General features: G+C 69.2%; 29 protein-coding genes and 1 pseudogene. 14 read left to right on the top strand and 16 right to left on the bottom strand.

The window, feature by feature from the left end; genetic code table 11:
• Positions 1-2 precede the first annotated feature (2 nt).
• Positions 3-1559 (bottom strand): threonine ammonia-lyase, biosynthetic, encoded by a 1557-nt coding sequence (gene ilvA / locus ACZ5XO_RS13070; RefSeq protein WP_464162774.1) that lies wholly within the window; start codon positions 1557-1559, stop codon positions 3-5.
• A gap of 174 nt (positions 1560-1733) precedes the next feature.
• Here ilvA and ACZ5XO_RS13065 point away from each other — a divergent pair, with 174 nt between their 5' ends.
• The 5 genes from ACZ5XO_RS13065 to nadC all read left to right on the top strand — a co-directional run bounded on the left by ACZ5XO_RS13065 (position 1734) and on the right by nadC (position 6598).
• On the top strand, positions 1734-2069 hold the full coding sequence (locus ACZ5XO_RS13065; RefSeq protein WP_464162772.1) for a GIY-YIG nuclease family protein: 336 nt from the start codon (positions 1734-1736) through the stop codon (positions 2067-2069).
• Positions 2070-2185: 116 nt separating this feature from the next.
• Positions 2186-3265 carry a quinolinate synthase NadA gene (gene nadA, locus ACZ5XO_RS13060; RefSeq protein ID WP_464162771.1) on the top strand — a complete coding sequence of 360 codons (1080 nt, stop codon included), beginning with the start codon at positions 2186-2188 and terminating at the stop codon, positions 3263-3265.
• Between the two features lie 12 nt (positions 3266-3277).
• Positions 3278-4171 carry a metalloprotease gene (locus ACZ5XO_RS13055; RefSeq protein WP_464162769.1) on the top strand — a complete coding sequence of 298 codons (894 nt, stop codon included), beginning with the start codon at positions 3278-3280 and terminating at the stop codon, positions 4169-4171.
• Between the two features lie 4 nt (positions 4172-4175).
• Complete coding sequence (locus ACZ5XO_RS13050; protein WP_464162768.1) at positions 4176-5723, top strand: L-aspartate oxidase; 1548 nt, start codon at positions 4176-4178, stop codon at positions 5721-5723.
• Between the two features lie 62 nt (positions 5724-5785).
• Positions 5786-6598: a carboxylating nicotinate-nucleotide diphosphorylase gene (gene nadC, locus ACZ5XO_RS13045; protein ID WP_464164920.1), complete on the top strand. Its 813-nt coding sequence runs from the start codon at positions 5786-5788 to the stop codon at positions 6596-6598.
• Here nadC and ACZ5XO_RS13040 read toward each other — a convergent pair.
• A complete protein-coding gene (locus ACZ5XO_RS13040) occupies positions 6552-7700 on the bottom strand; it encodes an acyltransferase family protein (protein ID WP_464162767.1) in 1149 nt (382 codons plus the stop codon). The genes nadC and ACZ5XO_RS13040 overlap by 47 nt on opposite strands.
• 107 nt (positions 7701-7807) lie before the next feature.
• Between ACZ5XO_RS13040 and ACZ5XO_RS13035 the strand changes: the two genes are divergently transcribed.
• Positions 7808-8017, top strand: a complete 210-nt coding sequence (locus tag ACZ5XO_RS13035) for a hypothetical protein (protein ID WP_464162765.1) — start codon at positions 7808-7810, stop codon at positions 8015-8017.
• A gap of 12 nt (positions 8018-8029) precedes the next feature.
• Here ACZ5XO_RS13035 and ACZ5XO_RS13030 read toward each other — a convergent pair whose 3' ends face one another.
• Positions 8030-9109, bottom strand: coding sequence for a cell wall hydrolase (locus ACZ5XO_RS13030; protein WP_464162763.1), 1080 nt, complete (start codon positions 9107-9109; stop codon positions 8030-8032).
• Between the two features lie 366 nt (positions 9110-9475).
• On the opposite strand from ACZ5XO_RS13030, the gene ACZ5XO_RS13025 reads away from it, so the two are divergent.
• The gene (locus ACZ5XO_RS13025; RefSeq protein ID WP_464162762.1) at positions 9476-9676 is read left to right on the top strand and encodes a hypothetical protein; all 201 of its coding nucleotides are present in this window, start codon (positions 9476-9478) and stop codon (positions 9674-9676) included.
• A gap of 236 nt (positions 9677-9912) precedes the next feature.
• The gene (locus ACZ5XO_RS13020; protein WP_464162760.1) at positions 9913-10275 is read left to right on the top strand and encodes a DUF6481 family protein; all 363 of its coding nucleotides are present in this window, start codon (positions 9913-9915) and stop codon (positions 10273-10275) included.
• Between the two features lie 37 nt (positions 10276-10312).
• Here ACZ5XO_RS13020 and ACZ5XO_RS13015 read toward each other — a convergent pair whose 3' ends face one another.
• Positions 10313-10585, bottom strand: a complete 273-nt coding sequence (locus ACZ5XO_RS13015; RefSeq protein ID WP_464162759.1) for a hypothetical protein — start codon at positions 10583-10585, stop codon at positions 10313-10315.
• Positions 10586-10831: 246 nt separating this feature from the next.
• Here ACZ5XO_RS13015 and ACZ5XO_RS13010 point away from each other — a divergent pair, with 246 nt between their 5' ends.
• Both ACZ5XO_RS13010 and ACZ5XO_RS13005 read left to right on the top strand, forming a co-directional pair.
• Positions 10832-11311 (top strand): Dps family protein, encoded by a 480-nt coding sequence (locus ACZ5XO_RS13010; protein WP_464162757.1) that lies wholly within the window; start codon positions 10832-10834, stop codon positions 11309-11311.
• A 101-nt stretch (positions 11312-11412) separates the two neighbouring features.
• The gene (locus tag ACZ5XO_RS13005; protein ID WP_464162756.1) at positions 11413-12606 is read left to right on the top strand and encodes a cell wall hydrolase; all 1194 of its coding nucleotides are present in this window, start codon (positions 11413-11415) and stop codon (positions 12604-12606) included.
• Between the two features lie 16 nt (positions 12607-12622).
• Here ACZ5XO_RS13005 and ACZ5XO_RS13000 read toward each other — a convergent pair whose 3' ends face one another.
• Together ACZ5XO_RS13000 and ACZ5XO_RS12995 are read right to left on the bottom strand one after the other, a co-directional pair.
• Positions 12623-13090 (bottom strand): hypothetical protein, encoded by a 468-nt coding sequence (locus ACZ5XO_RS13000; protein ID WP_464162755.1) that lies wholly within the window; start codon positions 13088-13090, stop codon positions 12623-12625.
• Between the two features lie 64 nt (positions 13091-13154).
• Positions 13155-14216: a hypothetical protein gene (locus ACZ5XO_RS12995; RefSeq protein WP_464162754.1), complete on the bottom strand. Its 1062-nt coding sequence runs from the start codon at positions 14214-14216 to the stop codon at positions 13155-13157.
• A 125-nt stretch (positions 14217-14341) separates the two neighbouring features.
• Here ACZ5XO_RS12995 and ACZ5XO_RS12990 point away from each other — a divergent pair, with 125 nt between their 5' ends.
• Both ACZ5XO_RS12990 and ACZ5XO_RS12985 read left to right on the top strand, forming a co-directional pair.
• Positions 14342-15037 (top strand): response regulator, encoded by a 696-nt coding sequence (locus ACZ5XO_RS12990; RefSeq protein WP_464162753.1) that lies wholly within the window; start codon positions 14342-14344, stop codon positions 15035-15037.
• Positions 15034-16356, top strand: coding sequence for a sensor histidine kinase (locus ACZ5XO_RS12985; protein ID WP_464162752.1), 1323 nt, complete (start codon positions 15034-15036; stop codon positions 16354-16356). The genes ACZ5XO_RS12990 and ACZ5XO_RS12985 overlap by 4 nt, the downstream gene beginning before the upstream one ends.
• Before the next feature lie 36 nt (positions 16357-16392).
• Here the strand turns inward: ACZ5XO_RS12985 and trxB are convergent, their stop codons facing one another.
• The gene (gene trxB / locus ACZ5XO_RS12980; protein WP_464162751.1) at positions 16393-17400 is read right to left on the bottom strand and encodes a thioredoxin-disulfide reductase; all 1008 of its coding nucleotides are present in this window, start codon (positions 17398-17400) and stop codon (positions 16393-16395) included.
• Between the two features lie 77 nt (positions 17401-17477).
• On the opposite strand from trxB, the gene ACZ5XO_RS12975 reads away from it, so the two are divergent.
• Together ACZ5XO_RS12975 and ACZ5XO_RS12970 are read left to right on the top strand one after the other, a co-directional pair.
• Positions 17478-18983, top strand: coding sequence for a TIGR00341 family protein (locus ACZ5XO_RS12975; protein ID WP_464162750.1), 1506 nt, complete (start codon positions 17478-17480; stop codon positions 18981-18983).
• Between the two features lie 26 nt (positions 18984-19009).
• Positions 19010-19306, top strand: a complete 297-nt coding sequence (locus tag ACZ5XO_RS12970; protein ID WP_464162749.1) for a hypothetical protein — start codon at positions 19010-19012, stop codon at positions 19304-19306.
• Here the strand turns inward: ACZ5XO_RS12970 and ACZ5XO_RS12965 are convergent.
• From ACZ5XO_RS12965 to carB, 9 genes and pseudogenes are all read right to left on the bottom strand, one after another.
• A complete protein-coding gene (locus ACZ5XO_RS12965; protein ID WP_464162748.1) occupies positions 19303-20331 on the bottom strand; it encodes a mitochondrial fission ELM1 family protein in 1029 nt (342 codons plus the stop codon). The genes ACZ5XO_RS12970 and ACZ5XO_RS12965 overlap by 4 nt on opposite strands.
• Positions 20322-20795: a transcription elongation factor GreA gene (greA, locus tag ACZ5XO_RS12960; RefSeq protein WP_400542359.1), complete on the bottom strand. Its 474-nt coding sequence runs from the start codon at positions 20793-20795 to the stop codon at positions 20322-20324. The genes ACZ5XO_RS12965 and greA overlap by 10 nt, the downstream gene beginning before the upstream one ends.
• A 141-nt stretch (positions 20796-20936) precedes the next feature.
• The gene (locus ACZ5XO_RS12955) at positions 20937-21161 is read right to left on the bottom strand and encodes a hypothetical protein (protein ID WP_464162747.1); all 225 of its coding nucleotides are present in this window, start codon (positions 21159-21161) and stop codon (positions 20937-20939) included.
• A gap of 68 nt (positions 21162-21229) precedes the next feature.
• Entirely contained in the window at positions 21230-21898 is a 669-nt protein-coding gene (locus tag ACZ5XO_RS12950; RefSeq protein WP_464162746.1) for a glutathione S-transferase, read from the bottom strand.
• 62 nt (positions 21899-21960) lie between these two features.
• Complete coding sequence (locus ACZ5XO_RS12945; protein WP_464162745.1) at positions 21961-22185, bottom strand: cysteine protease; 225 nt, start codon at positions 22183-22185, stop codon at positions 21961-21963.
• A 58-nt stretch (positions 22186-22243) separates the two neighbouring features.
• Positions 22244-22366: a hypothetical protein gene (locus ACZ5XO_RS12940; protein ID WP_464162744.1), complete on the bottom strand. Its 123-nt coding sequence runs from the start codon at positions 22364-22366 to the stop codon at positions 22244-22246.
• Positions 22367-22393: 27 nt separating this feature from the next.
• Positions 22394-22468 (bottom strand): annotated as a pseudogene (locus ACZ5XO_RS12935) (DUF1294 domain-containing protein); the annotation flags it as partial.
• Between the two features lie 82 nt (positions 22469-22550).
• Positions 22551-22991, bottom strand: coding sequence for a hypothetical protein (locus ACZ5XO_RS12930; RefSeq protein WP_464162743.1), 441 nt, complete (start codon positions 22989-22991; stop codon positions 22551-22553).
• Positions 22992-23105: 114 nt separating this feature from the next.
• Positions 23106-26405, bottom strand: a complete 3300-nt coding sequence (carB, locus tag ACZ5XO_RS12925) for a carbamoyl-phosphate synthase large subunit (protein ID WP_464162742.1) — start codon at positions 26403-26405, stop codon at positions 23106-23108.
• Positions 26406-26414: the final 9 nt, after the last annotated feature.

The following is a 26414-nucleotide window of genomic DNA, read 5'->3' as shown; positions in this document are numbered from 1 at the left end:
GGCTAGGCCGCGCCGTCGAGAAACAGCCGGCAGGCCGGATTGTCGGTTTCGTCCACATAGGGATAGCCCAGCTCGTCCAGGGCTGTCGTCAGGTCGGTCGCCTGGTTCGGCGGGACGCTGATCCCGGCCAGAACCCGGCCTACGTCGTCGCCGTGGTTGCGATAGTGGAACAGGGTCAAGGCCCAGGCGGGCTGCAGGCTGTTGAGGAAGCGCAGGAAGGCGCCCGGCCGCTCGGGGAATTCGAAGCGCAGCAGCCGCTCGTGCGGCAGGCCGATGGTGCGCCCGCCGACCATGTAGCGGACGTGCAGCTTGGCGGTTTCGTTGTCGCTCATGTCCTCGACGGCGTAGCCGTCGGCGCGCAGGCGTTCGATCAGGTCTTCTTTTTCTTGCCCTATCGCCTCGCGCGCGGCGCTCGGCTGCTTGAGGGCGCCGCCGGTCTTCAGCGAGACGCCGACGAAGATCTGGGCCGTGCCGTCGCCGGACCAGCGATAGTTGAACTCGGTCACAGAGCGGCCGTCGAGGCTTTGCAGGAAGCGGTGATAGTCGTCGCGGCGGTCGGGCATGGCCACGGCCAGCAGGGCCTCGGCGCCCTCGCCGATCTCGGCCCGCTCGGCCACGTGACGCAGGCGGTCGAAGTTGACGTTGGCGCCCGAGTTGATCGCCGCCAGGGCGCCGCTTCCGGGGTTGCGCGCGGCCCAGGCCTTGAGCCCGGCCAGGGCCACGGCGCCGGAGGGCTCGGCCACGGCGCGCACGTCGTCGAAGATGTCCTTCACCGCCGCGCAGATGGCGTCGGTGTCGACCAGGACGATCTCGTCCAGCAGGTCGCGGCACAGGCGGAAGGTCTCGTCGCCGGCGCGGCGTACGGCCACCCCGTCGGCGAACAGGCCGACCTGATCCAGGGTCACCACCTGACCGGCGTCTATGGCGCTCTTCATCGTCGGGGCGTCGGCGGGTTCGACGCCGATGATCTTCGTCTCCGGGCGCAGGAAGCGGACGATGGCCGCGACGCCCGCCGCTAGGCCGCCGCCGCCGATGGGGACGAAGACGGCGTCGATCGGGTCGGGGTGCTGGCGCAGGATCTCCAGCCCCACCGTGCCCTGGCCCGCGATGACGTCGGGGTCGTCGAAGGGATGGACGAAGGCGGCGCCCGTCTCCTGTTCCAGCTTCCGCGCGTGGGCGTAGGCGTCGTCGAAGCTGTCTCCATGCAGGACCACGTTTCCGCCGAGCGCCTTGACCGCCGCCACCTTGATGCCCGGCGTGGTGGTGGGCATGACGATGGTCGAGGCCGCGCCGCGTCTGGCCGCCGCCAGGGCCACGCCCTGGGCGTGATTGCCGGCCGAGGCGCAGATGACCCCGCGCGCCAGCTCGGCCTCGCTCAGGTTGGCTATGCGGTTGTAGGCGCCGCGAATCTTGAACGAGAAGACCGGCTGCAGGTCCTCGCGCTTGAGCAGGGCGGGGCGGCCGATGCGCGCCGAAAGCCGCTTCAGCGGGTCCAGAGGGGTTTCCTCGGCCACGTCATAGACGCGGGCGGTCAGGATGCGGCGGACGGTGTCTTGCACGAATAAACTCGAAACGGTGCGGTCGGGAGGATCAAACGACCTCTGGTCTAGGCCAGAACTCGCACGCGGGGGAAGGGTCTTGCGGCGGGCGCTTGGCGGATTGTTTGTGCGCTGCATATTTACCCGGGTAATATGTTCGTCTATTTGATCCGGGTAAAACATAAGGAGGCGTCCATGACGTCCGTAGACCGCAAGGCGCTCATCAACGACTACAAGGACCGCGAAACCGTCGCCGGGGTGTTCGCTGTCATCTGTTCAGCCACCGGCCGCGCCTGGGTGGGCCAGAGCCGCCACATCGACACCCAGCAGAACGGCCTGTGGTTCGCGCTCAGGATGGGCGGCAGCCCCTACAGGTCGCTTCAGACCGAATGGAACGCCCACGGCGCCGACAGCTTCCGCTTCGAGCAACTGGATCGCCTGTCGCCGGACCTGTCCGACATGGCCCGCAAGGACGAGCTGAAGAAGCGCGCCGCCCTGTGGATCGCGCGGCTGGCGGCGGAGGCGCTGTAGGGGCGCTCGCGCCCTTTTCCCTTGCGCCGTGTGCGGAAGAGCCTACATTGCGCCTGCTTATGCTAACTTTGAGCATAAGTCGGGGCCGCGCAGACGGCCGCAAGGGAGTTGAGGCGATGGCGGACGGCGCTTTCGGTCTGTCGAAGGAACTGGCGGAAGAGACCGCTCCTGTCTGGGAGAAGGTCAAGGGTCTGGTGACCCCGCTGGAGTGGCCGGAGCAGGCAAAATTGATCAGCGAGATCAATGCGCTGAAGAAGGAGCGCGACGCCGTCATCCTGGCCCACAACTATATGACGCCCGAGATCTTCCACGGGGTCGGCGACTATGTCGGCGACAGCCTGGGTCTGGCCAAGGAGGCCGCCAAGTCGAAGGCCAGGGTCATCGTCCAGGCGGGCGTGCACTTCATGGCCGAGACGTCGAAGATCCTGTCGCCGGACAAGACCGTCCTGATCCCCGACCTGCGGGCAGGCTGCTCGCTGGCGTCGTCGATCACGGGCGCCGACGTGCGACTGATCAAGCAGCGCCATCCGGGCCTGCCGGTGGTCACCTATGTGAACACGACCGCCGACGTGAAGGCCGAGACCGACATCTGCTGCACCAGCGCCAACGCCGTTCAGGTGGTGGAATGGGCGGCGAAGGAATGGGGCGTCGACAAGGTCATCCTGATCCCCGACGAATATCTGGCGCGCAACGTCGCGGCCCAGACGACCGTGGGCATCATCGCCTGGAAGGGCCGCTGCGAGGTGCATGAGCGCTTCACCGCCGATGACATCGCCGAGATGCGCGCCGCCTATCCGGGCGCGGAAATCCTGGCCCACCCGGAATGCCCCGAAGAGGTGCTGGCGGCGTCGGACTTCGCCGGATCGACGGCGGCGATGATCGACTATGTCGAGGCCAGGAAGCCGAAGCAGGTGGTGATGATCACCGAGTGCTCCATGGCCTCGAACGTCAAGGGCGACGTGCCCGGCGTCGACTTCATCGGCCCGTGCAACCTGTGCCCGCACATGAAGCGCATCACGCTGGAGAACATTCGCGACTGCCTGCGCGACATGAAGTTCGAGGTGACGGTGGAGCCGGACATGGCCGAGCGCGCGGCCCTGGCGGTGCAGCGGATGATCGACCTGCCGCCGCCCGCGATCCCGGCGCGCTATGACCTGATCAAGGCCAGGCACCACGTCGATGTGGAGCTGATCTGAGGCCCTGCGGCGATGCGGCCCGTTGCGGGCCGGTCGTCGCGCGCCCAGTTCGACGCCATGAGCGACACCGACCACACCACGCGCCGTCCCGGTCCCTGGGACCTGCCGCCCGAACAGGCCTCGCCTGAGCCCGCACGCGCTCGCAAGGCCGCGCCGCTGGAGGACAAGGGCCAGCATCCGGCCTGGGCCATCGCCTCGACCCTGCTGATGGCGGGCTTCCTGTGGTGGATCACAGGCAGCGTCATCGTGGCGGGGGCGGTCCTGTTCGGCCTGTTCGTCCACGAATACGGCCATGTTCTGGCGATGAACCGCCTCGGCATGGGGCCGGCGCGCATCTACATCATTCCCTTCCTTGGCGGACTGGCCAAGGCGCAGCGCGAGCCGAAGAGCGAGTGGCACGGAGTGCTGGTCTCGCTGGCGGGGCCGGCCTTCGGTCTGATCGCCATGATCCCCTTCGTGGCGGCGGGGCTGTGGCTGCGCTCGCCCGAATGGCTGATGGGCGCCTTCTTCATCGCCATGATCAATCTGGTGAACCTGCTGCCCGCCCCGCCGCTGGACGGGTCCAAGGCCCTGGGCCCGGTGCTGACGCGGGTGCATCCGCGGCTGGAGCAGGTCGCGCTTCTGGCCGTCGGCGGTCTGGCCGTCTGGTGGGGGCTGTCGACCGGGCGGCTGATCCTGGCGGTCTTCCTCGGCATCGCCGTCATCAGCCATCTGAAGCGCGGCGTCTGGCGCGCGGCCTGGGGGCGTTTGAGTTGGCCCGAGGCGGGGCGCAGCCTGGCCCTCTATCTGGCGACGGCGGCGGTCTGTGCGGCGGCGGCGATCGGCGCCCTGCTGCCTCTGACCGGCGGTGCGGTCGAGCCGGCCTTCGACATGGGCCTGAGATTCATCGGCGTGGGAGGCCGTTAGACGCATGGCGCGCATCCGGCATGAGGGGCCGCTGATCATCGGCGGCGGGCTGGCGGGGCTGTCGGCCGCGCTGGAGGCGGCGCCGGCGAAGACCCTTGTCGTCACGCCCGAGCCCCTGCTGAACGCCTGTTCCTCGGCCTGGGCCCAGGGCGGGCTGGCGGCGGCCCTGTCGCCGAAGGACAGCGCCCTGCTGCACGCGCAGGACACCGAAGGGGCGGGCGCCGGTCTGGTGGAGCCGGACGCCGCGCGCGCCCTGACCGAGCGCGGGCGCGAGACGGTGGAATGGCTGGCCGCGCTGGGCGCGCCCTTCGACCGGGACGAGGCGGGCGGCTTTTCCGTGTCGCTGGAGGCGGCGCACAGCCTGCCGCGCGTGGCGCGGGTCGGCGGCGACGGCGCGGGGCGCGCCATCCTGTCGGCGGTGGTGGCCGCCGCGAGGGCCTCCAAGCATATCGAGATCTGGGAGGACGGGCGGCTGCGCGGCCTGATCCAGGACGTCAACGGCCGGGTGCGCGGCGCCCTGATCGAACGCAGCGGCGGTCGCGTGGACGAGGTCTTCGCACCGGCCGTGGTCCTGGCCACCGGCGGGGTCGGCGGCCTCTATGAGGTGACGACCAACCCCTCGGCCCTGCGCGGCGAGGGGCTGGCCCTGGCCTATGCGGCGGGCGCCGAGATCCTCGATCCCGAGTTCGTGCAGTTCCACCCCACCGCCATCGACGTCGGTCTGGACCCCGCGCCCCTGGCCACCGAGGCCCTGCGCGGCGAGGGGGCGCGGCTGGTTGACGGGACCGGCGCCTTCCTGCTGGGCGCGGACGAAGACGCCGACCTGGCCCCGCGAGACATCGTGGCGCGGGCGGTCCATGCGGCGCGCGTGGACGGGCGCGGAGCGTTTCTGGACGCGACAAAGGCGGTGGGCGAGGCCTTTCCGCATGAGTTTCCGGCGGTGTTTTCCGCCTGCATGCGTGCCGGTCTGGACCCGCGCGTCAGCCCCATTCCGGTGGCGGCGGCGGCCCACTACCACATGGGCGGCGTCGTCGCCGACGACGAGGGGCGCACAAGCGTGCCGGGCCTCTACGCAATCGGCGAGTGCGCGGCGACCGGGGTGCACGGCGCCAACCGGCTGGCTTCCAACTCCCTGCTGGAAGCGGGCGCCTTCGGGCGGCGGGCCGGACGGGCGGCGGCGCAGGAGGTGCAGTCGCCGAAGGCTGATTTGAGGGCGACGCGGGTTTCCAGGGACTTGCCGCCCGAGGCCATGGCCGAACTGCGCGCCGCCATGACCCGGTTCGCGGGCGTGGTGCGCGACGAGGAAGGGTTGAGCGCCCTGATCACCGTCATAGACAGACTGGCCAGGGCGCATCCTGACGCCGTGGTCCTGACCGCCGCCCGGCTGATCGCCGAGGGGGCACTGAACCGGCGCGAGAGCCGGGGCGGGCATTTCCGCGCCGACTATCCCGACAGCCTGCCGGCGGCGGAGCATACGCGGATGCGGCTGACGCTCGCCCGCGACGACGAGGCCGAGGCGGCGGTGCTCGCCGCCCTGGCCGCCACCATCTGATTTTAAAGGACGCCTGCGTGACCCGAACCCTGCCGGACCTGCTGATCGAGCCCGTCGTACGGATGGCCCTGGCCGAGGACCTGGGCCGCGTCGGCGACGTGACGGCCCAGGCCTGCATCCCCGAGGACGCCCGCCTCAGCGCCGTCTTCGCCGCGCGTCAGGCCGGGGTGATGGCCTGCGGGGCGGTGGTGCGGATCGCGGTTCACGCCATGGACCCGCAGGCGACGGTGAACCTCAAGGTCGCCGACGGCGAGGCCTTCGAGGCCGGGACCATTCTGGTCGAGGTCGAGGCGAATGCCCGCGCCCTGCTGGCGGCCGAGCGCACAGCGCTGAACCTGCTGGGCCGGATGTGCGGCATCGCCACCCTGACGCGGACCTATGTGCAGGCTGTGGCGGGAACGACCGCCCGCATCGCCGACACCCGCAAGACCACGCCGGGTCTGCGCGCGCTGGAAAAGCACGCCGTGGCCTGCGGCGGCGGCCTGAACCACCGCTTCGGGCTGGATGACGCCATCCTGATCAAGGACAACCATGTCGCTGTCTGCGGCGGGGCGGGCGAGGCGGTGCGCCGCGCGAAAGCCTTCGCGCCCCACCTGATGAAGGTCGAGGTCGAGGTCGATGGTCTGGATCAGCTGGACGAGGTCCTGCCCGAACGCCCCGACGTCATCATGCTGGACAACTTCAGCCTGGCCGATCTGGAAGAGGCCGTGCGCCGGGTGAAGGACAGCGCCTTCGGGCCGGTGGTGCTGGAGGCCTCAGGCGGGGTCAACCTGACGACGGTGGCGGGCATCGCCGCGACGGGCGTGGACGTGATCTCGGTCGGCGCCCTTACGCACTCTGTTCCGCAGCTGGACGTGGGTCTGGACGCGAATTAGCCGGCCGGGCGAACCACTTGCGGCCGATCCATTTCTGGATCGGCTCGTCGATAAAGCGGTTGTAGAGGTCCGAGGCGATCAGGGTGAAGGCCAGGGCGCCGAACCACATGGCCCAGGCCTCCCAGGCCACGCTCTCGACCGCCGGGTGCAGGCGGGCGGCCAGGGGCTCGATCACGTCGAACCAGACGGCGCCGGTGATGGTGTGGACCATGAAGAGGCAGAAGCTGACCTTGGCGCCCCATTCGGCGCCGGGGATAGGCCTGGTGACCGGCGAGGCGCCGCAGCCGATGATGACGGCGCAGATGGCCAGGACGTTGATCAGGTCCGGCCCGACCAGCCAGGCGTTGGCCAGAAGGACGGCGCCGCCGCCAAAGCCGACGAGACGGGCCGAGCCGCCCGTCCATCGTCCGGTCTGAACCGCCCGCGCCAGGGTCAGGCCGACCAGGAAGAGGGGGGCGGCGCGGAACATGCACCACTGGAAGGGCAGGCTGAACTGCTGCTCGCCCAGCAGGGCCAGGCTGAGGGCGTTGGAGCCGACGATGATGGCCAGGCCCAGCCCCAGGCTGATCCAGAGGCTGTTGATCCTCAGCATGCCCCGCCACAGCATGGGGAAGAAGGCGTAGCAGATCAGCAGGGTGGAGATGGTCCAGCTGGGGATGTTCCAGTGACCGCCGCCCAGACCGAAGGCGTGCAGCAGGAAGATCTGGGCGGGCAGGCCGGCCAGGTCGAAACGCCCCGCGTTCGTCGCCTGCATCCCCAGGGCGCCGGCCGTCAGGACCATGACGACCAGAATGGCCAGGGTGATCAGGTGGGTCGGATAGCAGCGGGCGAAGCGCTTGAGCCAGAAGCGGCCCAGGGAGACCTTGCCGCTGGCGACGCCCGCGCCATAGGCCTTGGCCAGGACGAAGCCCGACAGGATCAGGAAGAAGTCGGTGGCCAGATAGCCGCGACCGAGGAAGCCGTGCATCGACTGCAGCGAGATCGGCGCCGTATCCCCGAAATGGAACACCACCACGAACAGGGCGGCGACGAATCTCAGGGCGTCGAGCGCGCCGCCGCGCATCTTGGAGGCGGCGGGCGGGGCTGCGGAGGTCAGGGTCATGCGGCGCTTTCCGGGACGTCTGGGACGTTTGCCCCGCTTCTAGCAAGAAGCAGGCCGGGAACGTCTGTGCGCCGGACCTCGTTTCCTTTCAGTGAAAGGAGAGCGCCATGAGCAAGTCCCCCTCTGTCCCGAAGGAGCAGCGCAGCTTCGCGGACCACGGCGCGCGTTCCGTCGAGGAGGCCAGGGATCGTCGCGACCTGGCCCTTGGCGTTCAGTCCGGTCAGCCGGGCGACGCAGACGTCAACACCCGTGAACAAGGGCGGTTCGGCAATATGAGGCAGAACATGACGCCCCAGTGGAAGACGCAGAACCGCTGAAGCGGACCGGGATTATTCGGCCGCGCCCTCGACGGTCGTCACGGACGAGGCGGGCTGGGCGCTGGGCAGGCTGACGCCTTCGCGAGCCAGGATCGCGGAATAGGCGACGGCGCCCCCGGTCGATCGGGCCGGTTCCGAAGCTTCAAGGCTGGCCTGCATCAGGCGCGGCTCGGCGGTCGAAGGGCGGGGCGTGTAGCGGAAGGATTCGCTGGAGCCCGAGCGGCCGCCGAAACGATAGAAGAGGTGGTCGCCGACCTGTCCGACCCGGACCAGGCTGTTGCGCCAGCCGGGCGAGACCCCGGTGGTGTGGAAATGGGTGGCGTTGCCCACGGCGGCGTAGACCTGACCCGACAGGGCCTTGGAGGCCACGTCGCGGGCGCGATTCCAGGCGGCCCGGTTCACGGCGCCGCGCATGGCGCCGTTGCAGGTGAAGCTGAACTGGCAGCCGGTGCTGCGGTTGGAGCCCTGATAGACGACGGCGCAGACGGTATTGGGGAAGGCGGGGTGACGGGCGCGGTTCAGGACCACCTGGGCCACGGCCTTCATGCCGTCGACGCCTTCGCCGCGCGCTTCGTAGTAGGCGGCCTTGGTCAGGCAATCCAGATCGCGCGACTGGTCCAGGGCGCTTCCGAGGCGGAAGGGTTGGGCGGCGGGATTGGCGAGGTTGGCGCGGCGCAGGCCGTTCCGGGATTCATCCAGACGGGCGGTCAGCAGCTCCGCCTGGCGGTCGCGCTGGGCGGACCCGGCGACGGAATAGGGATCGTGGCGATCAGCGATGGCCAGGGCGCTGGCGTCCAGACCGCCGGCCGCGGCGGCCATGGCTTCCTGGGTATAGCCCTCGGCGCCCGCGCCCTGCAGGCGCTCGGCCTGGGCGCGCACGGTGGAGGCCTGGGCGGCCATGCCGCCCAGATAGGCTCCGCCGACTGCGAGGCTGACCACGCCGCCGAACGCCGCGGCCGCCGTCTTGGGGCGCAGGCGAACAGACTGGGCGGCGTGCATCAGCGCACGCGTGTGCGAAGAGAAACTCAATGGCGTAGTCCTGTTCAGCAGGGCGAGGATGCCGCCCCCGTACTCATCGAAACCAGGCGACATGACGCGTCGCGAACCAGCTCCGGACCCAGGGTCGACGAACGGCCGACCACCGGAAGGCGGGCCTTAAGCCATCGGTTTATGGCCTCAATGTGGTTGATTCGACAATTGTTATTGCGGCGCAGCAAAGCGGCCCGCCGGTTAGAGCTGTCCAATTTCCACTTGATGAATGCGGCGTGTTTATTCTTCAGAACATCTTCTGAAATCTGTATTCGATTACAATGCGATGATTTTGATCGCCGGATGGGCGGAGCGGAAACCCTATTGCGGGGGCAGTGTCTACTTTCTGCTCCGAGTCCGGCCATAGATCGGAACTGATCGCGGCCGAAGGCGTTGCAAGCTCAACCATTTCAAGGAGTTCTCCGCCTGATGACCCGTATTTCGATCCGCGCCGTCGCTGTTCTCGCCCTGGGGGCTTCCGCCCTGGGTCTCGCCGCCTGCGGCCATACGATCGAGCAGAAGGCGGCGACCGGCGCCATCGCCGGCGCCGTGGTGGCCGGACCGGTCGGCGCGGCCGTGGGCGGTGCGGCCGGCGCGGCGGTCGGACATATCGACAAGCCGCACCGCTGACTGACAATTCCAGTCGTCGCCTGTCTGCGGCGCTGAAGCGCCCCATCCGGCTGTCGAGCGTCGATTTCCGCTCGAAATTGCGTGTTTGACGGTTCGAAACGGCGGCAGAGCTTGCTTTTTGCGCCGGATTCGGCTTTGGCAGCGCGCCGGGCCGTTCGCATGTCTGCACGCCCGCCGGGCCGCCGTACGTCGGCGTCGCCCCTCCATCAGAGTTTCAAGGAAGACCGCCTCTACGCATGCGAGACCTCAAACAAACCGGCTTCAACGATCGTATCTCCGCCCAGCAGGACGCCAAGAAGGCGCTTCTGGCCAAGTTCAAGCCCAAGCCCACGGTGCAGGACCCCGAGTTCGAGAAGCTGGCTGAGAAGCGCGCCGCCGAGAAGGAAGCCCAGCGCCAGCAGTTCGAGCTGGAGAAGGCCGAGCAGCGCCGCCTGAAGGCTGAGAAGGAAGCCGCCCGTCTGGCCGCCGAAATGGCCGCCCAGGACGAGGTCGACGCCGCCAGACGCGCCGCCCGCAAGGAGCGCAAGCAGCTGACCAAGGAAGAGCAGAAGGCCGCCCGTGACGCGCGCTATGCGGCTCGCAAGGCGCGCCAGCGCTGATGTTGATCAGCCCCGGCCCGAGCCGGGGCTGTCGCATTTACTGATGAATCGTGCCGCCGTTATCCAGGCAGGTTCCCGTGCGAATCTTGTCGAAGTGGGCGGTGACCGTGCCGTCCGGGAATTCGGCGACGCCCGCCCATCCGTTGTAGCAGACCCCCGTCCAGGAACCGACCTGAACGGTCTTGGTGGCGTCGCTGTAGTAGATGTAGTCGTAAAGCGGTTCGGAAAGCGCCATGGCGGGCGCGGTCGCCGACAAGGTCGTCGCCGTGGCCACGCCGATGATCGCCAGGGCCTGTTTGAAACGGGTCATTTTGCCACCTCCAGTTGCGTTGAGGTTGCAAGCTCTCATGGAAAACATTGCTTTTTGAAGTAGCAAGTCCGTGATGGGACTTCTGCTCCGCGTATCTGGGGACCTCCACGACGCAACAGGCTCGAACCTGCGGCGTTAGCGGATGGAAGATTCCGGTCGGGCGCCGGACGCGACCCCTTGGATCGCGGCCCGGATTTCCTAACTGCTAGGCTGGATACTCACACCGTGATGCAAACAGGAGCCGCCATGACCGCCGCCATCGACACCGGCCTGAAACCCAGGGAACGCGACGAGGTCGCCCGCGAACTGTCCAAGGTCCTCGCCGACAGCTTCGCCGTCTATCAGAAGACGCACGGCTATCACTGGAACGTCCGCGGGCCGGAGTTCTTCAGCCTGCACAAGCTGCTGGAGCAGCAATACAACGAGATCTGGGCCGCGCTGGACGACATCGCCGAGCGCATCCGCGCCCTGGGCGAACTGGCGCCGCAGAGCGCCTCGGCCTTCGCCAACCTGACTTCGATCAAGGACGGCGACCCGGAGAAGGACGCCAGCGAGATGCTCAAGGAGCTGATCAAGGACCACGGCGTGCTGATCGCCACGGCCCGCGCCGCCCTGGACGCCGCCGACGAGGTGGGCGACGAGGCCAGCGTCGACCTGATGACCCAGCGTCTGGCCGCCCATGAAAAGGCCGCCTGGATGCTGCGCTCCAGCCTGGGCGATCGCTAGCCTCCTCACGGAACAGTAATCTTCGGGCCTGAAAAGCGCCGGATTGGGCGGTCACTGAGATCGTCTTCCGGCGCTCGCCAGCGCCGCACATGGGACGCTGGATGCTGAAAGGCCGCCTGCCGCAGCTGAAGACGACCGGACGTCAGGCCCTCGCCATGGCGCCCATGGCCGTGGCCGTCAGCCTGGCGGTCATGGGCGTGGCCATGTCGGCCAGCTCCAGCCCGCGCCCCGACATCGACCGCACAGCCGAGGCCGTGGCCCGCGCGACCGGCGGCGATCTGACCCCGCGCGGATTGCAGCTGGTCATGGCGCGGCTGGACGCCGGGCAACTGGCCGTGGCGCGCCGCTTCGATCCGGCGCTGAACCTGCCCGAGCTGTACGGCCTGACGCCGGGGTGGGAGAGCCTGAGCCTGGGCGGCAAGCCGTCGCTGGACGCGGGCGTCTCGGGCGTCGCCGCCCAGCAACTGAACGCGGCCATGCCCACGGCCTTCGGCGCCCTGCAACCGGCTCTGCCCTTCGACCTGCGCCCCGCCACCGAGGCCGACCGCAAGCGCGCCCTGCGCTGCCTGACCCAGGCCGTCTACTACGAGGCGGCGCTGGAGCCGACCGAGGGGCAGGAGGGCGTGGCCCAGGTCGTGCTGAACCGGGTGCGCGATCCCAACTATCCGAACACGGTCTGCGGCGTCGTCTATCAGGGCGCCGAGCGGACCACGGGCTGCCAGTTCAGCTTCACCTGCGACGGGGCCCTCAGCCGCGCCCCCATCAACTGGGCCTGGACCCGCGCGGCCCGCGTGGCCGAGCGCGCCCTGGCCGGCCATGTGGCGACGCGGGTGGGGACGGCGACCCATTATCACGCCGACTACGTCCACCCCTGGTGGTCGCCGACCTTGGCCAAGATCACCCAGGTCGGGGCGCACATCTTCTATCGCTGGAAGGGCGCGCCGGGCGAAAGCGCCGCCTTCGTCCAGAGATCGGCGGGCCGCGAGCCCGTCATTGACGAGGCCCGTTTCGCCAGGCCTCGCATCCTGCTGGCCACCGCCGCCGACAGCGTCGAGGAGGCTCTGGCCGGCGCCGCGCCGAACCAGTTGCGCACGGTCGAGATCGACGGCCAGACCCGCGTCGTCGGCGTCGCCAGCCTGGGCGGCCGTCGCCAGGCCAGCAAGGAAGAGATCGCCGCCATCAATGAGCGGCTGAAGGCCTATGAGGCCGCGCCTGCGCCGACCGTCACCGTGGCGCCGCCGCCGCCCGGCGTGACCGCCATGGCGGTCGAGGAAGTCGGCAAGCCCGGAGCCTGACCCGACGCGCGAGGCGTCAGGCGAAGACAGCCCAGCCTGGGTCGGGTTCTGAACCGGTCTTGTCGGCGCGAACCGGGCGAGCTTTCGGCGCGCGTGGCCTCGCGGCGGGCCGTCGCCGCAAGGAGGCGCCGACCTGACTGACTTTTTGCACCAGAGCGGCGCGCATGGCGCGGAAGCGGGCGGTCGCGCCCAGGGCGGCGGCGAGGATGAAGACGTCCAGGAAGACCGCCACGTCGAACATGCCGAACCAGAGGATCAACTCGGGCGTGAACAGGCTGAACAGGCGCAGGCCCTCAAGCTCGAAAAGGCCGAACAGGATCAGGCCCGCCGCCCCCAGGGCCGCGTAGAAGGCGACACGGCCGGGCGACAGGGCGTTGAGCCACCGCGCGGGGGCTTCGACCAGCAGCCGGTGCAGGCTCCGCCCTATGGAGGTCGTGGGCAGAGCGGCCAGCAACAGCATGGTCACGGTCATGAAAACAAGCATTGGCCTTCCCCCCTCGGTCCGTCTGAACCTATGCGGCGAACGGCGCTATTCAAGGGGTGTTGGGTCACTGGCGCTCGGCGTAGGCGCGCCAGCCCTTCTGCAGATCGGGGATGGAGGCCGGCAGGCCGTGGGCGGCGCCCTGGCTGGTCAACCAGGCCTCGAAGCTGCGTCCCGACGCCAGGGCCTCGGCGATCTCGGCGAGGATGGTCGGGCGGCCGGAGGTCTGGATCAGGTAGTCAGCGAAGACGCGGGTCTGGATGTAGAAGACGCGCTCCAGCGCGGCGGGCCGGGGACCGGCGCCGGCCGGGGTGAAGCTGACGCCGATCCCGCCGCTGGCCGCGACGTCAGGGGCGGCGGCGACGGCGCGCGCCAGACCGGGATGCTCGCGCGACAGCAGGCCGGGCAGGTCCAGCAGCAGGGACCGGCCGTCGATGGGGCCGACGGCGGGGACCGTCTCGCCCCTCATCAGGGCGCGGAACTGGTCGCGGCGCTGGGCGGCGGTCGCCTCGTCCTCCAGAACGACGGCGGCGGCTTCGTCCAGCCAGTCGGGGCCGGGACCGCCGTAGTGGTGGGGGGCGTCGGCGTCGGTCGAGGCGCGCTGGGGCCAGAAGGCCTGGGTGAACCACAGGTGGCCCAGTTCATGGGGGACCATGCCGGCGTCGAGTGCGGCCTGGGCCTTGGCGTCGGGGATCTGGGACAGGGCGCGGGCGACGACGTCCTCGGTCTGGGCCGGGGTCATGTTCTGCGAAGCGGCGAAGCGCCGGGTTCCCTGTTCAACCCCGCGACGGGCGGCCTCGTCGAAGGTGCGCAGGGCGGGCCAGGGCAGGATGTGCGTGAAACCGGTGGCGCTCAGGGCCGCGCGCTGCGGGACGGGCGGGGTCGAGATCACGACATAGGGGGCGATGTCGCGACCGAACTGCGCGGCGAACCGGGCCTCGGCCGCGCGCGCATAGCCGGCCAACCGCGCCGCCTCCTCCGGGGTGGCGGCCAGGGCGACGCCGCGTCCCGCCTCGGCGCAGCTGAGGTCAGGTGCAGCGGCGAGGGCGCGCGTGCAGAGGGAATCAGAGGCGTGAAGCAGGGCGACCGAGGCGGCGGTCGTGGTCAGCAGCAGGACAAGGGCGGACATGGGCGTCTCCGAAGGTGGAGGCGCAGGCTGGCGGGCGTCCGTATCGCCTTCATGTCCGACAGGGCGCTTGCCCGGAGCGCGCCGACACAACAGAGATACAGAAGGGGCGCTAGGACTGGGGGATCATGACCGCGACGGCCGACATCCTGATCGTCGATGACGACGCCAGCCTGAGGGCGGCGCTGGGCGATTATCTGTCGGGCGCGGGCTACGCCGTGCGCACGGCGGACGGCGGGGCGGCCATGGACGCGCGGCTGGCCGAGGCCTTGCCCGATCTGGTCGTCTTGGACGTGATGATGCCGGGCGAGGACGGGCTGTCGATCTGTCGGCGGCTGCAGGGGCGGGCGCCGGTGCTGATGCTCAGCGCCATGGGCGAGACGACCGACCGCATCGTCGGCCTGGAGGTCGGCGCCGCCGACTATCTGCCCAAGCCCTTCGAGCCGCGCGAACTGCTGGCCCGCATCCGCGCGGTGCTGCGCCGTCCCGCGCTGCCCGATGAGGCGACGGATCGGCCGCTGGCCTTCGAGGGCTGGAGGCTGGAGGTCGAGGCGCGGCGCCTGCTGGATCCCGGGGGAGCAGCGGTGGAGCTGACGGCGGGCGAGTTCGCCTTGCTGCTGACCTTCGTGCGGTCAGGGGCGCGCATCCTCAGCCGCGACCAGATTCTGGAGAACACCCATGGGCCCCTGGCCGAGAACTTCGACCGGGCCGTCGATCTGGCGGTCAGCCGTCTGCGGCGCAAGCTGGAGCGGCCGGGGCAGGCGGCGTTGATCGAGACTGTGCGCGGGGCAGGTTATCGCTTCCGCGCACCGGTACGGCGATGAACAGGCTCTCTATCCGAACTCTCGCGGCAGGTTTCACTGTCGCGGCCATCCTGCTGTGCCTGACGGTCGCCTTCGTCATCGCCCTGGCTTTTCCCGCTCCGCCGCCGGCGCGGGTGACGCTGGCCGATGCGCAGGCGGCCCTGAGCGGAGAAACGGAGACGGGCTGGCGGCGTCGCGTGGTCGCCGCGCCGCCCTTTGAGGCCGCGCGCGAGGGACAGGCTCTGGTGGCCCAGGCCGGGCTGGCGGTGCTGCTGGACGCGCCCATGACCGAGGTGCGGGTGCGACCGCTGAGCCCCGAGCGCATTCCGGCGGGCGGGCCTCCGTCACGCGCGCCGTCGGAGGGGCTGAAGGCCCTGTTGGCGGGCATGGCCCTGTCGCCCGGCATGAGTTTCGCCCCCTTCGAGGCGGCGGCGCGTCATGCGGACGGGCGTTGGGTCGTGGCGACGCCGCCGTCGCCCTGGCTGACGCCGCAGCGCCTGCGCATGGGGCTGGCCTTCCTGATCGCCGCTGCTGTCCTGTTGCCCCTGGCCCTGTGGGGGGCGGGACGGCTGACGGCGCCGTTTCAGCGGCTGGCTGAGGCGGCGCGTGGCGAGGGGCGGGCCGAGGCCTTCGTCGGCGGACCGCGTGAGGCGCAGGAAGCGGCGCGGGCGCTGGACGCCATGCGCGACCGTCTGGGCGAGGCCTTGAAGGAGCGCAGCGCCATCATGGCCGCCGTGGCCCATGATCTGAGGACGCCGTTGACCGGCCTGCGCCTGCGGGTCGAGGGGCTGGCGGCGGGGCCGCGCGAGGTCGCCGTCGCCGACATTGCGCGGATGGAGCGTCTGATCGCCCAACTGCTGACCTATGTCCGGGGCGAGGACGCGCCGTGGACCGTCGAGCCGCTGGATCTGGCGGATTTGGCGCGCGAGGTGGTGATGCGGCAGGTCGCGATGGGTCGGGCCGTGACTCTCACGGCGGACGGCGAGCATCTGGTTCGCGGCGACCGGGACCAGCTGGAGCGGGCCCTGACCAACCTGATCGACAATGCTGTGCTGTATGGCGATCGGGCCGACGTCGCCGTGACGTCCGAAGCGAACGAGATCGTCTGCGTTATCGACGACGCGGGGCCGGGCTTGCCGCCGGATCAACTGGAGGCGGTCTTTTCACCCTTTCGCCGTATGGAGGCCTCGCGCAGCCGCGCCACAGGCGGGGCGGGGCTGGGGCTGTCGATCAGCCGCTCAATCATCGAGCGCAGCGGCGGGCGTGTGAGCCTGAGCAACCACGCCGAGGGCGGGCTGAGGGCGACGATGCGTTTGCCCCGACTGAGAGAATATGATTGACGCCCGCCCTGCCGGAACAGGGCGGGCCTTAGTCGATCACCAGGCGCCGATCTTTTCGGCTTCCTTGTGGCTGATGGGATTGTGGGCGGCCTTGTGGTCTTCCTCGGCGAGGAAGCGGGCGGCTTCCAGCGCGGCCATGCAGCCCATGCCGGCGGCGGTGACGGCCTGGCGATAGACGTCGTCGGTCACGTCGCCGGCGGCGTAGACGCCCTCGATGGCGGTCGAGGCCGTGCCCGGCTTGACCCGCAGATAGCCGCCCGAGTTGATCTCCAGCTGGCCGGCGAACAGTTCCGACGACGGGGCGTGGCCGATGGCGATGAAGACGCCGTCGGCGGGGATTTCCGACAGGTCGCCGGTCTTGACGTTCTTCAGGCGCACGCCGGTGACGTTGCGGGCCACGCCGTCGACGACGCCGAGGATCTCATCGACCGTCACGTCCCAGATCACCTCGATCTTCGGGTGGGCGAACAGGCGGTCCTGCAGGATCTTCTCGGCGCGGAATTCGTTCTTGCGGTGGATGACCGTGACCTTCTCGGCGAAGTTGGTCAGGAACAGGGCCTCCTCGACGGCGGTGTTGCCGCCGCCGACCACCACGACCTGCTTGCCGCGATAGAAGAAGCCGTCGCAGGTGGCGCAGGCCGAGACGCCGAAGCCCTGGTATTCAGCTTCGCTGTCCAGACCCAGCCACTTGGCCTGGGCGCCGGTCGAGATGACCACGGTTTCAGCCAACAGTTCCGCGCCGCTGTCCAGCGTCAGGCGGAAGGGGCGCTGCGACAGGTCGGCCTTGACCACGATGTCGTGGATGACCTCGGTGCCGACGTGCACGGCCTGGGCCTGCATCTGCTCCATTAGCCAGGGACCCTGAATGGTCTCGGCGAAGCCGGGATAGTTCTCGACATCCGTGGTGATGGTCAGCTGGCCGCCGGGTTGCAGGCCGGCGATGACCACCGGGTTCAGCGAGGCGCGGGCGGCGTAGATGGCGGCGGTCCAGCCGGCGGGACCGGAACCGATGACGGCGAGGCGGACAGTACGAGCTTGGGTCATGGCCCTATTTAGGCGCTGATTCCCGATTTCGCGACGCCCGTCGTTCCGTGAAGCCTCACAGGGCGGTATGAAAGGGCATGACCGTCGAGAATCCCGCCGCTCACCAGACCCGCAACCTGCTGCGCCGCCTGCTGGTCAGCGCCCGGCGCGGGGTCGAGCACGCGGAAGTCGCCCAGGCCGTCTATGAGAACGGCGGACTGAACGGCCGCTATCTGATGATGACGGTGATCTCGGCCTCTATCGCCGCCCTGGGCCTGATGCTGTCGTCGCCGGCCGTGGTCATCGGGGCCATGCTGGTGTCGCCGATGATGGGGCCGATCGTGGCCCTGGGCTTCTCGCTGGCGCTGCTGGACTGGAACGAGCTGAAGCAGTCGCTGACGGCGCTGGGCGTCGGGGTGGGGCTGGCGCTGTTCGTGGCGATCCTGCTGACCCTGCTGTCGCCGCTCAAGGAGCCGACGGCCGAGATTCTGGCCCGCACCCGGCCCAACTTCTTCGACCTGCTGATCGCGGTCTTCTCCGGCGTCGCGGGCGCCTATGCGGTGATCCGGCAGCGCGGCGAGACCATCATCGGCGTGGCCATCGCCACCGCCCTGATGCCGCCGGTGGCGACGGTGGGCTTCGGCCTGGGGACCGGCGACCTGTCGATCGCGGGGGGCGCCTTCTTCCTGTTCATGACCAACCTGGTGGCGATCGCCCTGGCGGCGACGGTGACGGCGGGCTTCTACGGCTTTCGGCCGCGCCTACTGGAGCGGCCCAAGCCCTGGCGCGGGGTGGCGGTCATGGTGGTCTTCGTCCTCCTGGCCGTGCCGCTGGCCCTGTCGCTGCGCAGCATCGCCCTGGAGAGCCGGGCCACGGCCGAGACGCGGCTGGCGGTCGAAGACATCTTCGCCGGGGGCGAGTCGCGCATCACCCTGCTGGACGCCCGCAGCGAGGGACGGGGCGTGACCGTCTCGACCCTGGTCAGCACGCGCAAGCTGGTGGCCGACGCCCAGGCGCGGCTGCAGGAGCGGCTGACGGCGGCCCTGCACGTGCCGGTGGCGGCGACCCTGGATCAGATCGTCGTGGCCGATCCGCAGGCGGCGGCCCGCGCGGTCCAGACCAGTCAGGCGACGGCGCCCGATCCGGCGGCGGCCCTGCGCAACCGTCTGGCCGAGGCCGTGCCCTTCGCCACCGATGCGGTGATGACCGACGCCGAGGGGCGGCGCGCCATCGTCCTGCTGCGACCCGACGCGGGGCTGGATCTGAACAGCGCCTATGCCCTGGAAGCCGCCCTGCGGGCGCGATTCGACGGTGTGGACGTCTGGGTGACGCCGCCGGTGCAGGAGCCGAAGTCGGTGGACCTGGGTGATGCGGACGCGCGCGCCCGCGCCGTCTGGGCCCTGGCGCGCTGGCGGGCCAGTCCGGCGCTGAGTCTGTGCCGCCCGGCGCCCGGCGCGCCGGCGACAGACGACCGAGAGGCCCAACCGGACGCGGGTCAGGTCTTCCTGGCCGAACTGGCGGCGGCAGGGGTGTCGATCCGCGACGAGGCCGGGCCGGCCTGCCAGCGCGGCGACCAAAATCTGGCCCGACTGGCGCTCAGCTAGACCGGGTTTCATCGAGGGGAGACGGGATGAAATCGACGACCAAGGCGGCGGCCTTCCTGCCCATCGGCGTCGGCGCGGGCGTCGCCATCGGGGTGGGGGTCGGCGTGGCGACGGGCAACCTGGCTCTGGGGCTCGCCCTGGGCGTGGCCATCGGCTGCGGCCTGGGCGTGGCCCTGATGGGGGCGATGCTGGCTCAGACGAAGAAAAAGAGCGAAGGCGGCGGGTCCGATGCGACCTTCATTTCCGACACCGGATCTTCCGCTTCGTCGTCTGCTAGCGACGCGGGCTGTTCGTCGGACGGCGGCGGGGGCGGCTGCGACTAGCGAGTCCGCATCGCCTCCAGCACGGCGCGTGCGGCGCGCTCGGTCTCGTTGAGCGGGGCGTAGCTCCAGCTGTCCAGGGACCCGTCGAAAGGCCGGGCGGCGCCATGGGCGGCCAGGTCGGCGTGCAGGCGGGCGAACTTGCCGGCGGGCTTCAGCGCGACCATGGGCAGGATGTGGACGGGCTGGCCGGTCGCGGCGGCCTCGGTCGCCATATTGGCGCTGTCCTCGGTGACCAGGACATGGTCGGCGGCGTCCAGCATGGCGAACAGCGGGTTGTCGCCGGTCCCGTCCCAGATCCAGCCGGGCAGGGCCGACAGGCGCTCGGTCATGACGGCCTTGGCGGCTTCGGGCGTGCGGCGTGAGAAGGTCAGCAGCAGCGAGCCGCCCGTCGCCTGAACCGCCGTCCTGATCTGGTCGGCTAAAGCGGCGGCGTGGGCGGGCGTCAGGTCGAAGGCTTTCGACCTGCCGCCGATCATGACCGTGACGCGCGGATGGGGCAGGGCTTGGATGCGGTCGGCGAAGGCGGGCGCGGCCTCGGCCAGGTTTTGCGGCGTGATACGGTGGGGGCTGCCGATGATCTCGAAGACATTGTCGCCCGACAGGCCGTCATGGGCCGGGGCGATGATCAGGTCGTAGCGGTCGTTGCGCCAGCGCGGGTCCTGGGTCTGGACCGTAAAGGTTTTGCCGCCGCTCCAGTCGCGCACGCGCGCCGACAGGGGCAGGCTGGCGCGGCCGGTGGCGATCCACAGGTCGGGCCATTCGGCGACGCTGCGCGGATCGAACGACCCCGGCGCCAGCATGGCGGGGGTCTTCAGGCTTGAGGGCCAGCGGTCGAAGGCGGGGCGCCAGCGGACCGTCTTCACCGCGATCTCGGCGGGGGTCAGGCGGGCGACGGCCTCGGCCAGGCCCAGGGCCTGATTCTGGATGCCGGTTCGCCCGTCGGATGCGACCCAGACAGACAGAGGGCGCGCGGCGGAACCGCGCGCCCCTGTGGCGTCCTCGTGCGGAGGGGAGCTTACTTCCACTCGACCTTGAGGATTTCATAGGCCTTCACGCCGCCGGGCGTGTTGACCTCGACCACGTCGCCGACTTCCTTCGAAATCAGGGCGCGGGCGATCGGCGAGGCGATGGAGATCTTGCCCAGCTTCACGTCGGCCTCGTGTTCGCCGACGATCTGATAGACGCCCTCTTCCTCGGTGTCCTCGTCGACGAAGGTGACGGTGGCGCCGAACTTGACCTGGCTGCCCGACAGCTTGGTCACGTCGATGACCTGGGCGCGCGACAGCTTGTCCTCGATCTCGGCGATCGAGCCTTCGATCCAGCCCTGGCGTTCCTTGGCGGCGTGATACTCGGCGTTCTCGGACAGGTCGCCGTGTTCGCGGGCCTCCGAGATGGCCGCAATCACGCTCGGCCGTTCGACCTGCTTCAATTGCTTCAGTTGCTCGTCGAGGACACGGTAGCCCTCGGCCGTCATCGGCACTTTTTCCATTGTGTCGTGAGTTTCTTGCTTCGCCCGGAGACTAATGAGAGACGTAAATCAGCACAGACACGATCACGGGGCGCACGCGATCGGGGCCAAGAGGGTAGGGCGCCCTTCGGCCAAACTCAAGAGCATCGTCACGGTTGGGCTTCAGGACTCGGCGCGGGGCGGCCCTGTATTGCGACCCGCCGAGGCCTGTGCGCGATCCTGTCCCAGGGCGCGTCGAAGCGCGGTCCAGGCGATGAAGATCAGCGCCAGCATCGCCAGCAGCATGAACAGACCCGAGATCAACCCCAGACCCGCCGCGATGAAGGCGATAACGGTGCAAACGGCGGCGGCGAGAGCGGCGACGACTTGAATGACGGACAGACGCATGGGGTCGTAAACGTTAACGCCCGTGTGGGGTTGCGTGGTCGCGAAGCCGTGATCGGGGAACGTGGGGATCAGGCGTAGGCGTAATCTCCGCCGCGCTCCAGCGCCCTTTTCCAGGCCGGCCGGGCATGGATGGTCTGAAGGAAACGGGCGATATTGGGATAGGCCGACAGGTCGATGGCGCGGCTGGCGGCGGCTTCCAGCGGGAAGCTCATCATGATGTCGGCGGCGCTGAACGAAGGCCCGGCGAACCAGCCGGTGGCGGCCAGTTCCTCTTCCTGCCAATCGGCATGCGCCTTCAGTTGCGGGTCGATGAAGCTGCTCTGCGCCTTGGCGGCTATGCCGTTGACGACGGGGCGCACCAGACCGGGCGCACGCTTCGGCAACTGGCTGAAGACCAGCTTCAGCAGCAGGGGCGGCATGGCCGAGCCCTCGGCGTAGTGCAGCCAGTAGGTGAAACGCCGTCCCTCAACCGTGCCGCGCGCCGGGCGCAGCCGGCCCTCGGGATCATGGGTATCCAGCAGGTGCTCGATGATGGCCCCGGTCTCGGCCACGCGGACGTCCCCGTCGTCCAGCACCGGCGACTTGCCCAGGGGATGCACCGCCTTCAGCTCGGGCGGGGCCAGCATGGTGGCGGGGTTCCGCTCGTAGCGTCTGATCTCGTAGGGCAGGCCCAGCTCCTCCAGCAGCCAGAGCACGCGCTGCGAGCGGGAGTTGTTCAGGTGATGGACGACGATCATGGGCGCGCTCCGTCTGATGAAGGCTCAGCTTGAGTGCTTGACGTCGGGTCCGTCCAGAGGGATCAGCGACGAGGACGACCGCTCCAGCGATTGCGGGCGTGATGCCTGGCGTTGGGCTTGGCCTTGGCGCGCGGCATGGCGTCGGGACGGCCCGCCTGATGCTTCTGCCACAGCTCGAAGGCCAGGGCGGCCAAGGCCAGCTTGCCGGCGTGACGACCGGCGAAGCCGCGTCCGCGCCGCGACAGCAGCAGACCGCCCAGAAGGGTGGCGAGGCGGGGCAGGCGCATGGAGGAACTCCGTGAAAGCCGGGCGACTGAAGCCTGAACGGATCAGCGGCCCGGCGGTTCAGGTCGTCAGGCTGCGCCAGGCGAGGAGGGTCGCAGCCGCCAGCAGGACCAATCCGTAGAGGCTGACGATCAGGCTCAGCCGGGTCGCGAAGGGTTGCTTGCGTGTCTTGTGGCGGAGCAACCGCTGGCCCAGCCCGGCGCCGAGGCCGCCGAACAGGGCGGCGGTCAGCAGGGTGCGCTCGGGGATGCGGCGCCGGCCCGCTCTGGCCCGCCCCTTGTCAATGGCGAACAGACCGAAGGCGACGAGGTTGGCGAGCGTCAGGGGCAGCAGGATCAGGGTGAGCGCCGACAGGAGGTCGTCTGGCTCAGAAGACGAACTGGGGCGTATCCCCCATCAGGATGTAGGTCGGCTTCCACTCCCCGTTTCTCTGATAGAGGCTGATCCAGAAGTAGACAGGGCCGTTGGTCGTATAGGTCGCGAGCTTAACCCGACAGATGTCTGTGGTGGCGCATTCCGATTCGAAAACCTCCCACCGTTCAATGGGGCCGTAGGTTTCCATGATGAAGGTGGTCTGGCTGATCAGCTGCTGGACCTCGACGGTCTTGCTGGCCAGCAGCGTCCCGGCGAAGAGATCCGTATAGGCCTTGGCGTAGGCTTTTTCCTTCAACGACGAAAAGAAGGGCGTCGTCACTCGCTCGATCCCTGCCGCCTGGGCGTCCGTCATCGAAGGATACTCCCTCTCTGCGGCCGCAGCGGGGGCGGCGACGGCGAGCGCCAGGGTCATCGACAGCAGCAGGGTTCTCATCGGCGAAATCTCCTTGTTGCGCTCGCTCGTAGCTTAAGCTTGGCCGAGCGCAAGCCATGAAAAAGCCCCCGGCGTCGAAACGCCGGGGGCTGACTTTCAGGCCTGGGCCGAGGCTCAGTTGTAGGACTGCACCGGGCGGACATCCAGGTCGCCGGCGCGGATGGCGGCGATCCCTTGCGCCGCGGCCAGCGAACCGGCGGCGGTGGTGTAGTAGGGGATCTTCATCATCAGGGCCGTGCGGCGGATCGAGAAGCTGTCGGCCAGGGCCTGCTTGCCGTCCGTCGTGTTGAAGACCAGTTGGACCTCGCCGTTCTTCATGGCGTCGACGATGTTGGGGCGGCCTTCCAGCACCTTCTTGACCAGACCGACCTCGACGCCCTGGGCCTTCAGATAGTCATGGGTGCCCGAGGTGGCGATCACCGAGAAGCCTTGCTCCAGAAGCGAGCGGACGGCCTCGACGATGAAGGGCTTGTCGGCTTCCTTGACCGAGACGAAGGCGCAGCCCTCGGTCGGCAGGGTGGTGCCGCCGCCGATCTGCGACTTGGCGAAGGCGCGGGCGAAGGCGGGGGCCAGATCGGCCTCGCCGTCGCGCTTCCAGTCCAGACCCATGACCTCGCCGGTCGAGCGCATTTCCGGGCCCAGGATGGTGTCGACCCCGGCGAAACGGGCGAAGGGGAAGACGGCTTCCTTGACCGCGATGTGGTCCAGTTCGTGATCGACCAGACCGAAGCTGGCGAGCTTCTCGCCGGCCATGACCTTGGCGGCGATGGCGGCGATCGGCTGGCCGATGGTCTTGGCCACGAAGGGCGCCGTGCGCGAGGCGCGCGGGTTCACTTCCAGCACGAAGATGCGCGGGTTTTCGCTGTGCGGCTCCTCGATGGCGAACTGGACGTTCATCAGGCCGCGCACCTTCAGGGCCTTGGCCATGGCCGTGGTCTGACGCTTCAGCTCGGTGACGATCTCGGCGCGCAGCGAGAAGGGCGGCATGGAGCAGGCGCTGTCGCCCGAGTGGACGCCGGCTTCCTCGATGTGTTCCAGCACGCCGGCGACGAAGACGGTTTCGTCGTCGCACAGGGCGTCGACGTCCACTTCGGTGGCGCGGTTCAGATAGTGGTCGATCAGCACCGGATCGTCGCCCGAGACGCGCATGGCCTCATGGACGTAGCGGTCCAGCTGCTCGCGGTCGTGGACGATCATCATGCCGCGCCCGCCGAGCACATAGGAGGGGCGCAGGACGACGGGATAGCCGACTTCCTCGGCCTTCTGCGCGGCTTCCTCGGCCGAGCGGGCCAGACCGTTCGGCGGCTGTTGCAGGCCGATGGCCTGCAGCATCTGCTGGAAGCGCTCGCGGTCCTCGGCCAGGTCGATGCTGTCGACGCTGGTGCCCAGGATCGGCACGCCGTCCTCTTGCAGGGCGTGGGCCAGCTTCAGCGGGGTCTGGCCGCCGAACTGGACCACGACGCCGATCAGGTCGCCCTTGGAGCGCTCGACGTCGATCAGCTCCAGCACGTCCTCGCCCGTCAGGGGCTCGAAGTAGAGGCGGTCCGAGGTGTCGTAGTCGGTCGAGACGGTCTCGGGGTTGCAGTTGACCATAATCGACTCGACGCCGATGTCGGCGAAGGCGAAGGCCGCGTGGCAGCAGCAGTAGTCGAACTCGATGCCCTGACCGATACGGTTGGGGCCGCCGCCGAGGATGATGGCCTTCTTCCTGTCCGACGGTTCGGCCTCGCACTCGGGGATCTGGCCCAGGGCGCCGGTCTCATAGGTCGAATACATGTAGGCGGTGGCCGAGGCGAACTCGGCGGCGCAGGTGTCGATGCGCTTGAAGGTCGGGCGGACCTTCAGGGCGCGGCGAGCGGCGCGGACCTCGGCCTCGGACTTGCCGGTCAGGGTCGCCAGACGGGCGTCGGAGAAGCCCTTGGCCTTGAGCTTGCGGAACTCGATCTCGGTCGCGGGCAGGCCCTGGACGCGGACGTGGCCCTCGGTGCGGATCAGGTCGGCGATCTGGCGCAGGAACCAGGGCTCATAGGAGCAGGCGGCGTGGACTTCCTCGACCGTCAGGCCGTGGCGGAAGGCCTGGGCGATGACGCGGATGCGGTCCGGCGTGGGCTCGCCCAGGGCGCGGACGACGGCGGCGCGGGCGCCTGCGTCGTCGTCGGCGTCAGTGACGCCCTCGATCTCGATCTCGTCAAAGCCCGACAGGCCGGTTTCCAGACCGCGCAGGGCCTTCTGCATCGATTCCTGGAAGGTGCGGCCGATGGCCATGACTTCGCCGACCGACTTCATGGCCGTGGTCAGGTGGGGCTCCGAACCCGGATACTTCTCGAAGGCGAAACGCGGGATCTTGGTGACGACATAGTCGATGCTCGGCTCGAACGAGGCGGGCGTGACCTGGGTGATGTCGTTCTGCAGCTCGTCCAGGGTGTAGCCGACGGCCAGACGGGCGGCGACCTTGGCGATGGGGAAGCCGGTGGCCTTGGACGCCAGGGCCGAGGAGCGCGACACGCGCGGGTTCATCTCGATGACGACCATGCGGCCGTCGGCCGGGTTGATCGCCCACTGAACGTTGGAGCCGCCGGTTTCGACGCCGATCTCGCGCAGGACGTTGATCGAGCCCGTGCGCATCAGCTGGTATTCTTTGTCCGTCAGCGTCAGGGCCGGGGCGACGGTGATGCTGTCGCCGGTGTGGACGCCCATGGGGTCCACGTTCTCGATCGAGCAGATGATGATGCAGTTGTCCGCCGTGTCGCGGACGACCTCCATCTCGTATTCCTTCCAGCCCAGCACCGACTCTTCGATCAGGACCTCGGTGGTCGGCGACAGGTCGAGGCCGCGCTCCACGATCTCGTGGAACTCCTCGATGTTGTAGGCGATGCCGCCGCCGGTGCCGGCCAGGGTGAAGCTGGGGCGGATGATGGCGGGCAGGCCGACGAAGGCCAGGGCGTCGTCGGCCTCCTCGATGTGGTGGATGGCGCGCGAGCGGGGCGATTCCAGACCCAGCTTGTCCATGGCGTCGCGGAACTTCTGGCGGTCTTCGGCCTTGTCGATGACCTCGGCCTTGGCGCCGATCATCTCGACGCCGTACTTGGCCAGGGCGCCCGAGGCGTTCAGGGCCAGGGCCGTGTTCAGGGCGGTCTGGCCGCCCATGGTCGGCAGGAGGGCGTCGGGGCGCTCCTTGGCGATGATCTTCTCGACGATGTCCGGGGTGATCGGCTCGATATAGGTGGCGTCGGCCACCTCCGGGTCGGTCATGATGGTGGCGGGGTTCGAGTTGACCAGGATGACCCGGTAGCCCTCGGCCTTCAGCGCCTTGCAGGCCTGAACGCCCGAATAGTCGAACTCACACGCCTGGCCGATGACGATCGGGCCGGCGCCGATGATCAGGATGGACTGGATGTCTGTGCGCTTGGGCATCGGCGTCTA

Source organism: Brevundimonas sp. T2-11 (assembly GCF_055397675.1).
This window is presented reverse-complemented; position numbering and strand designations above follow the sequence as displayed.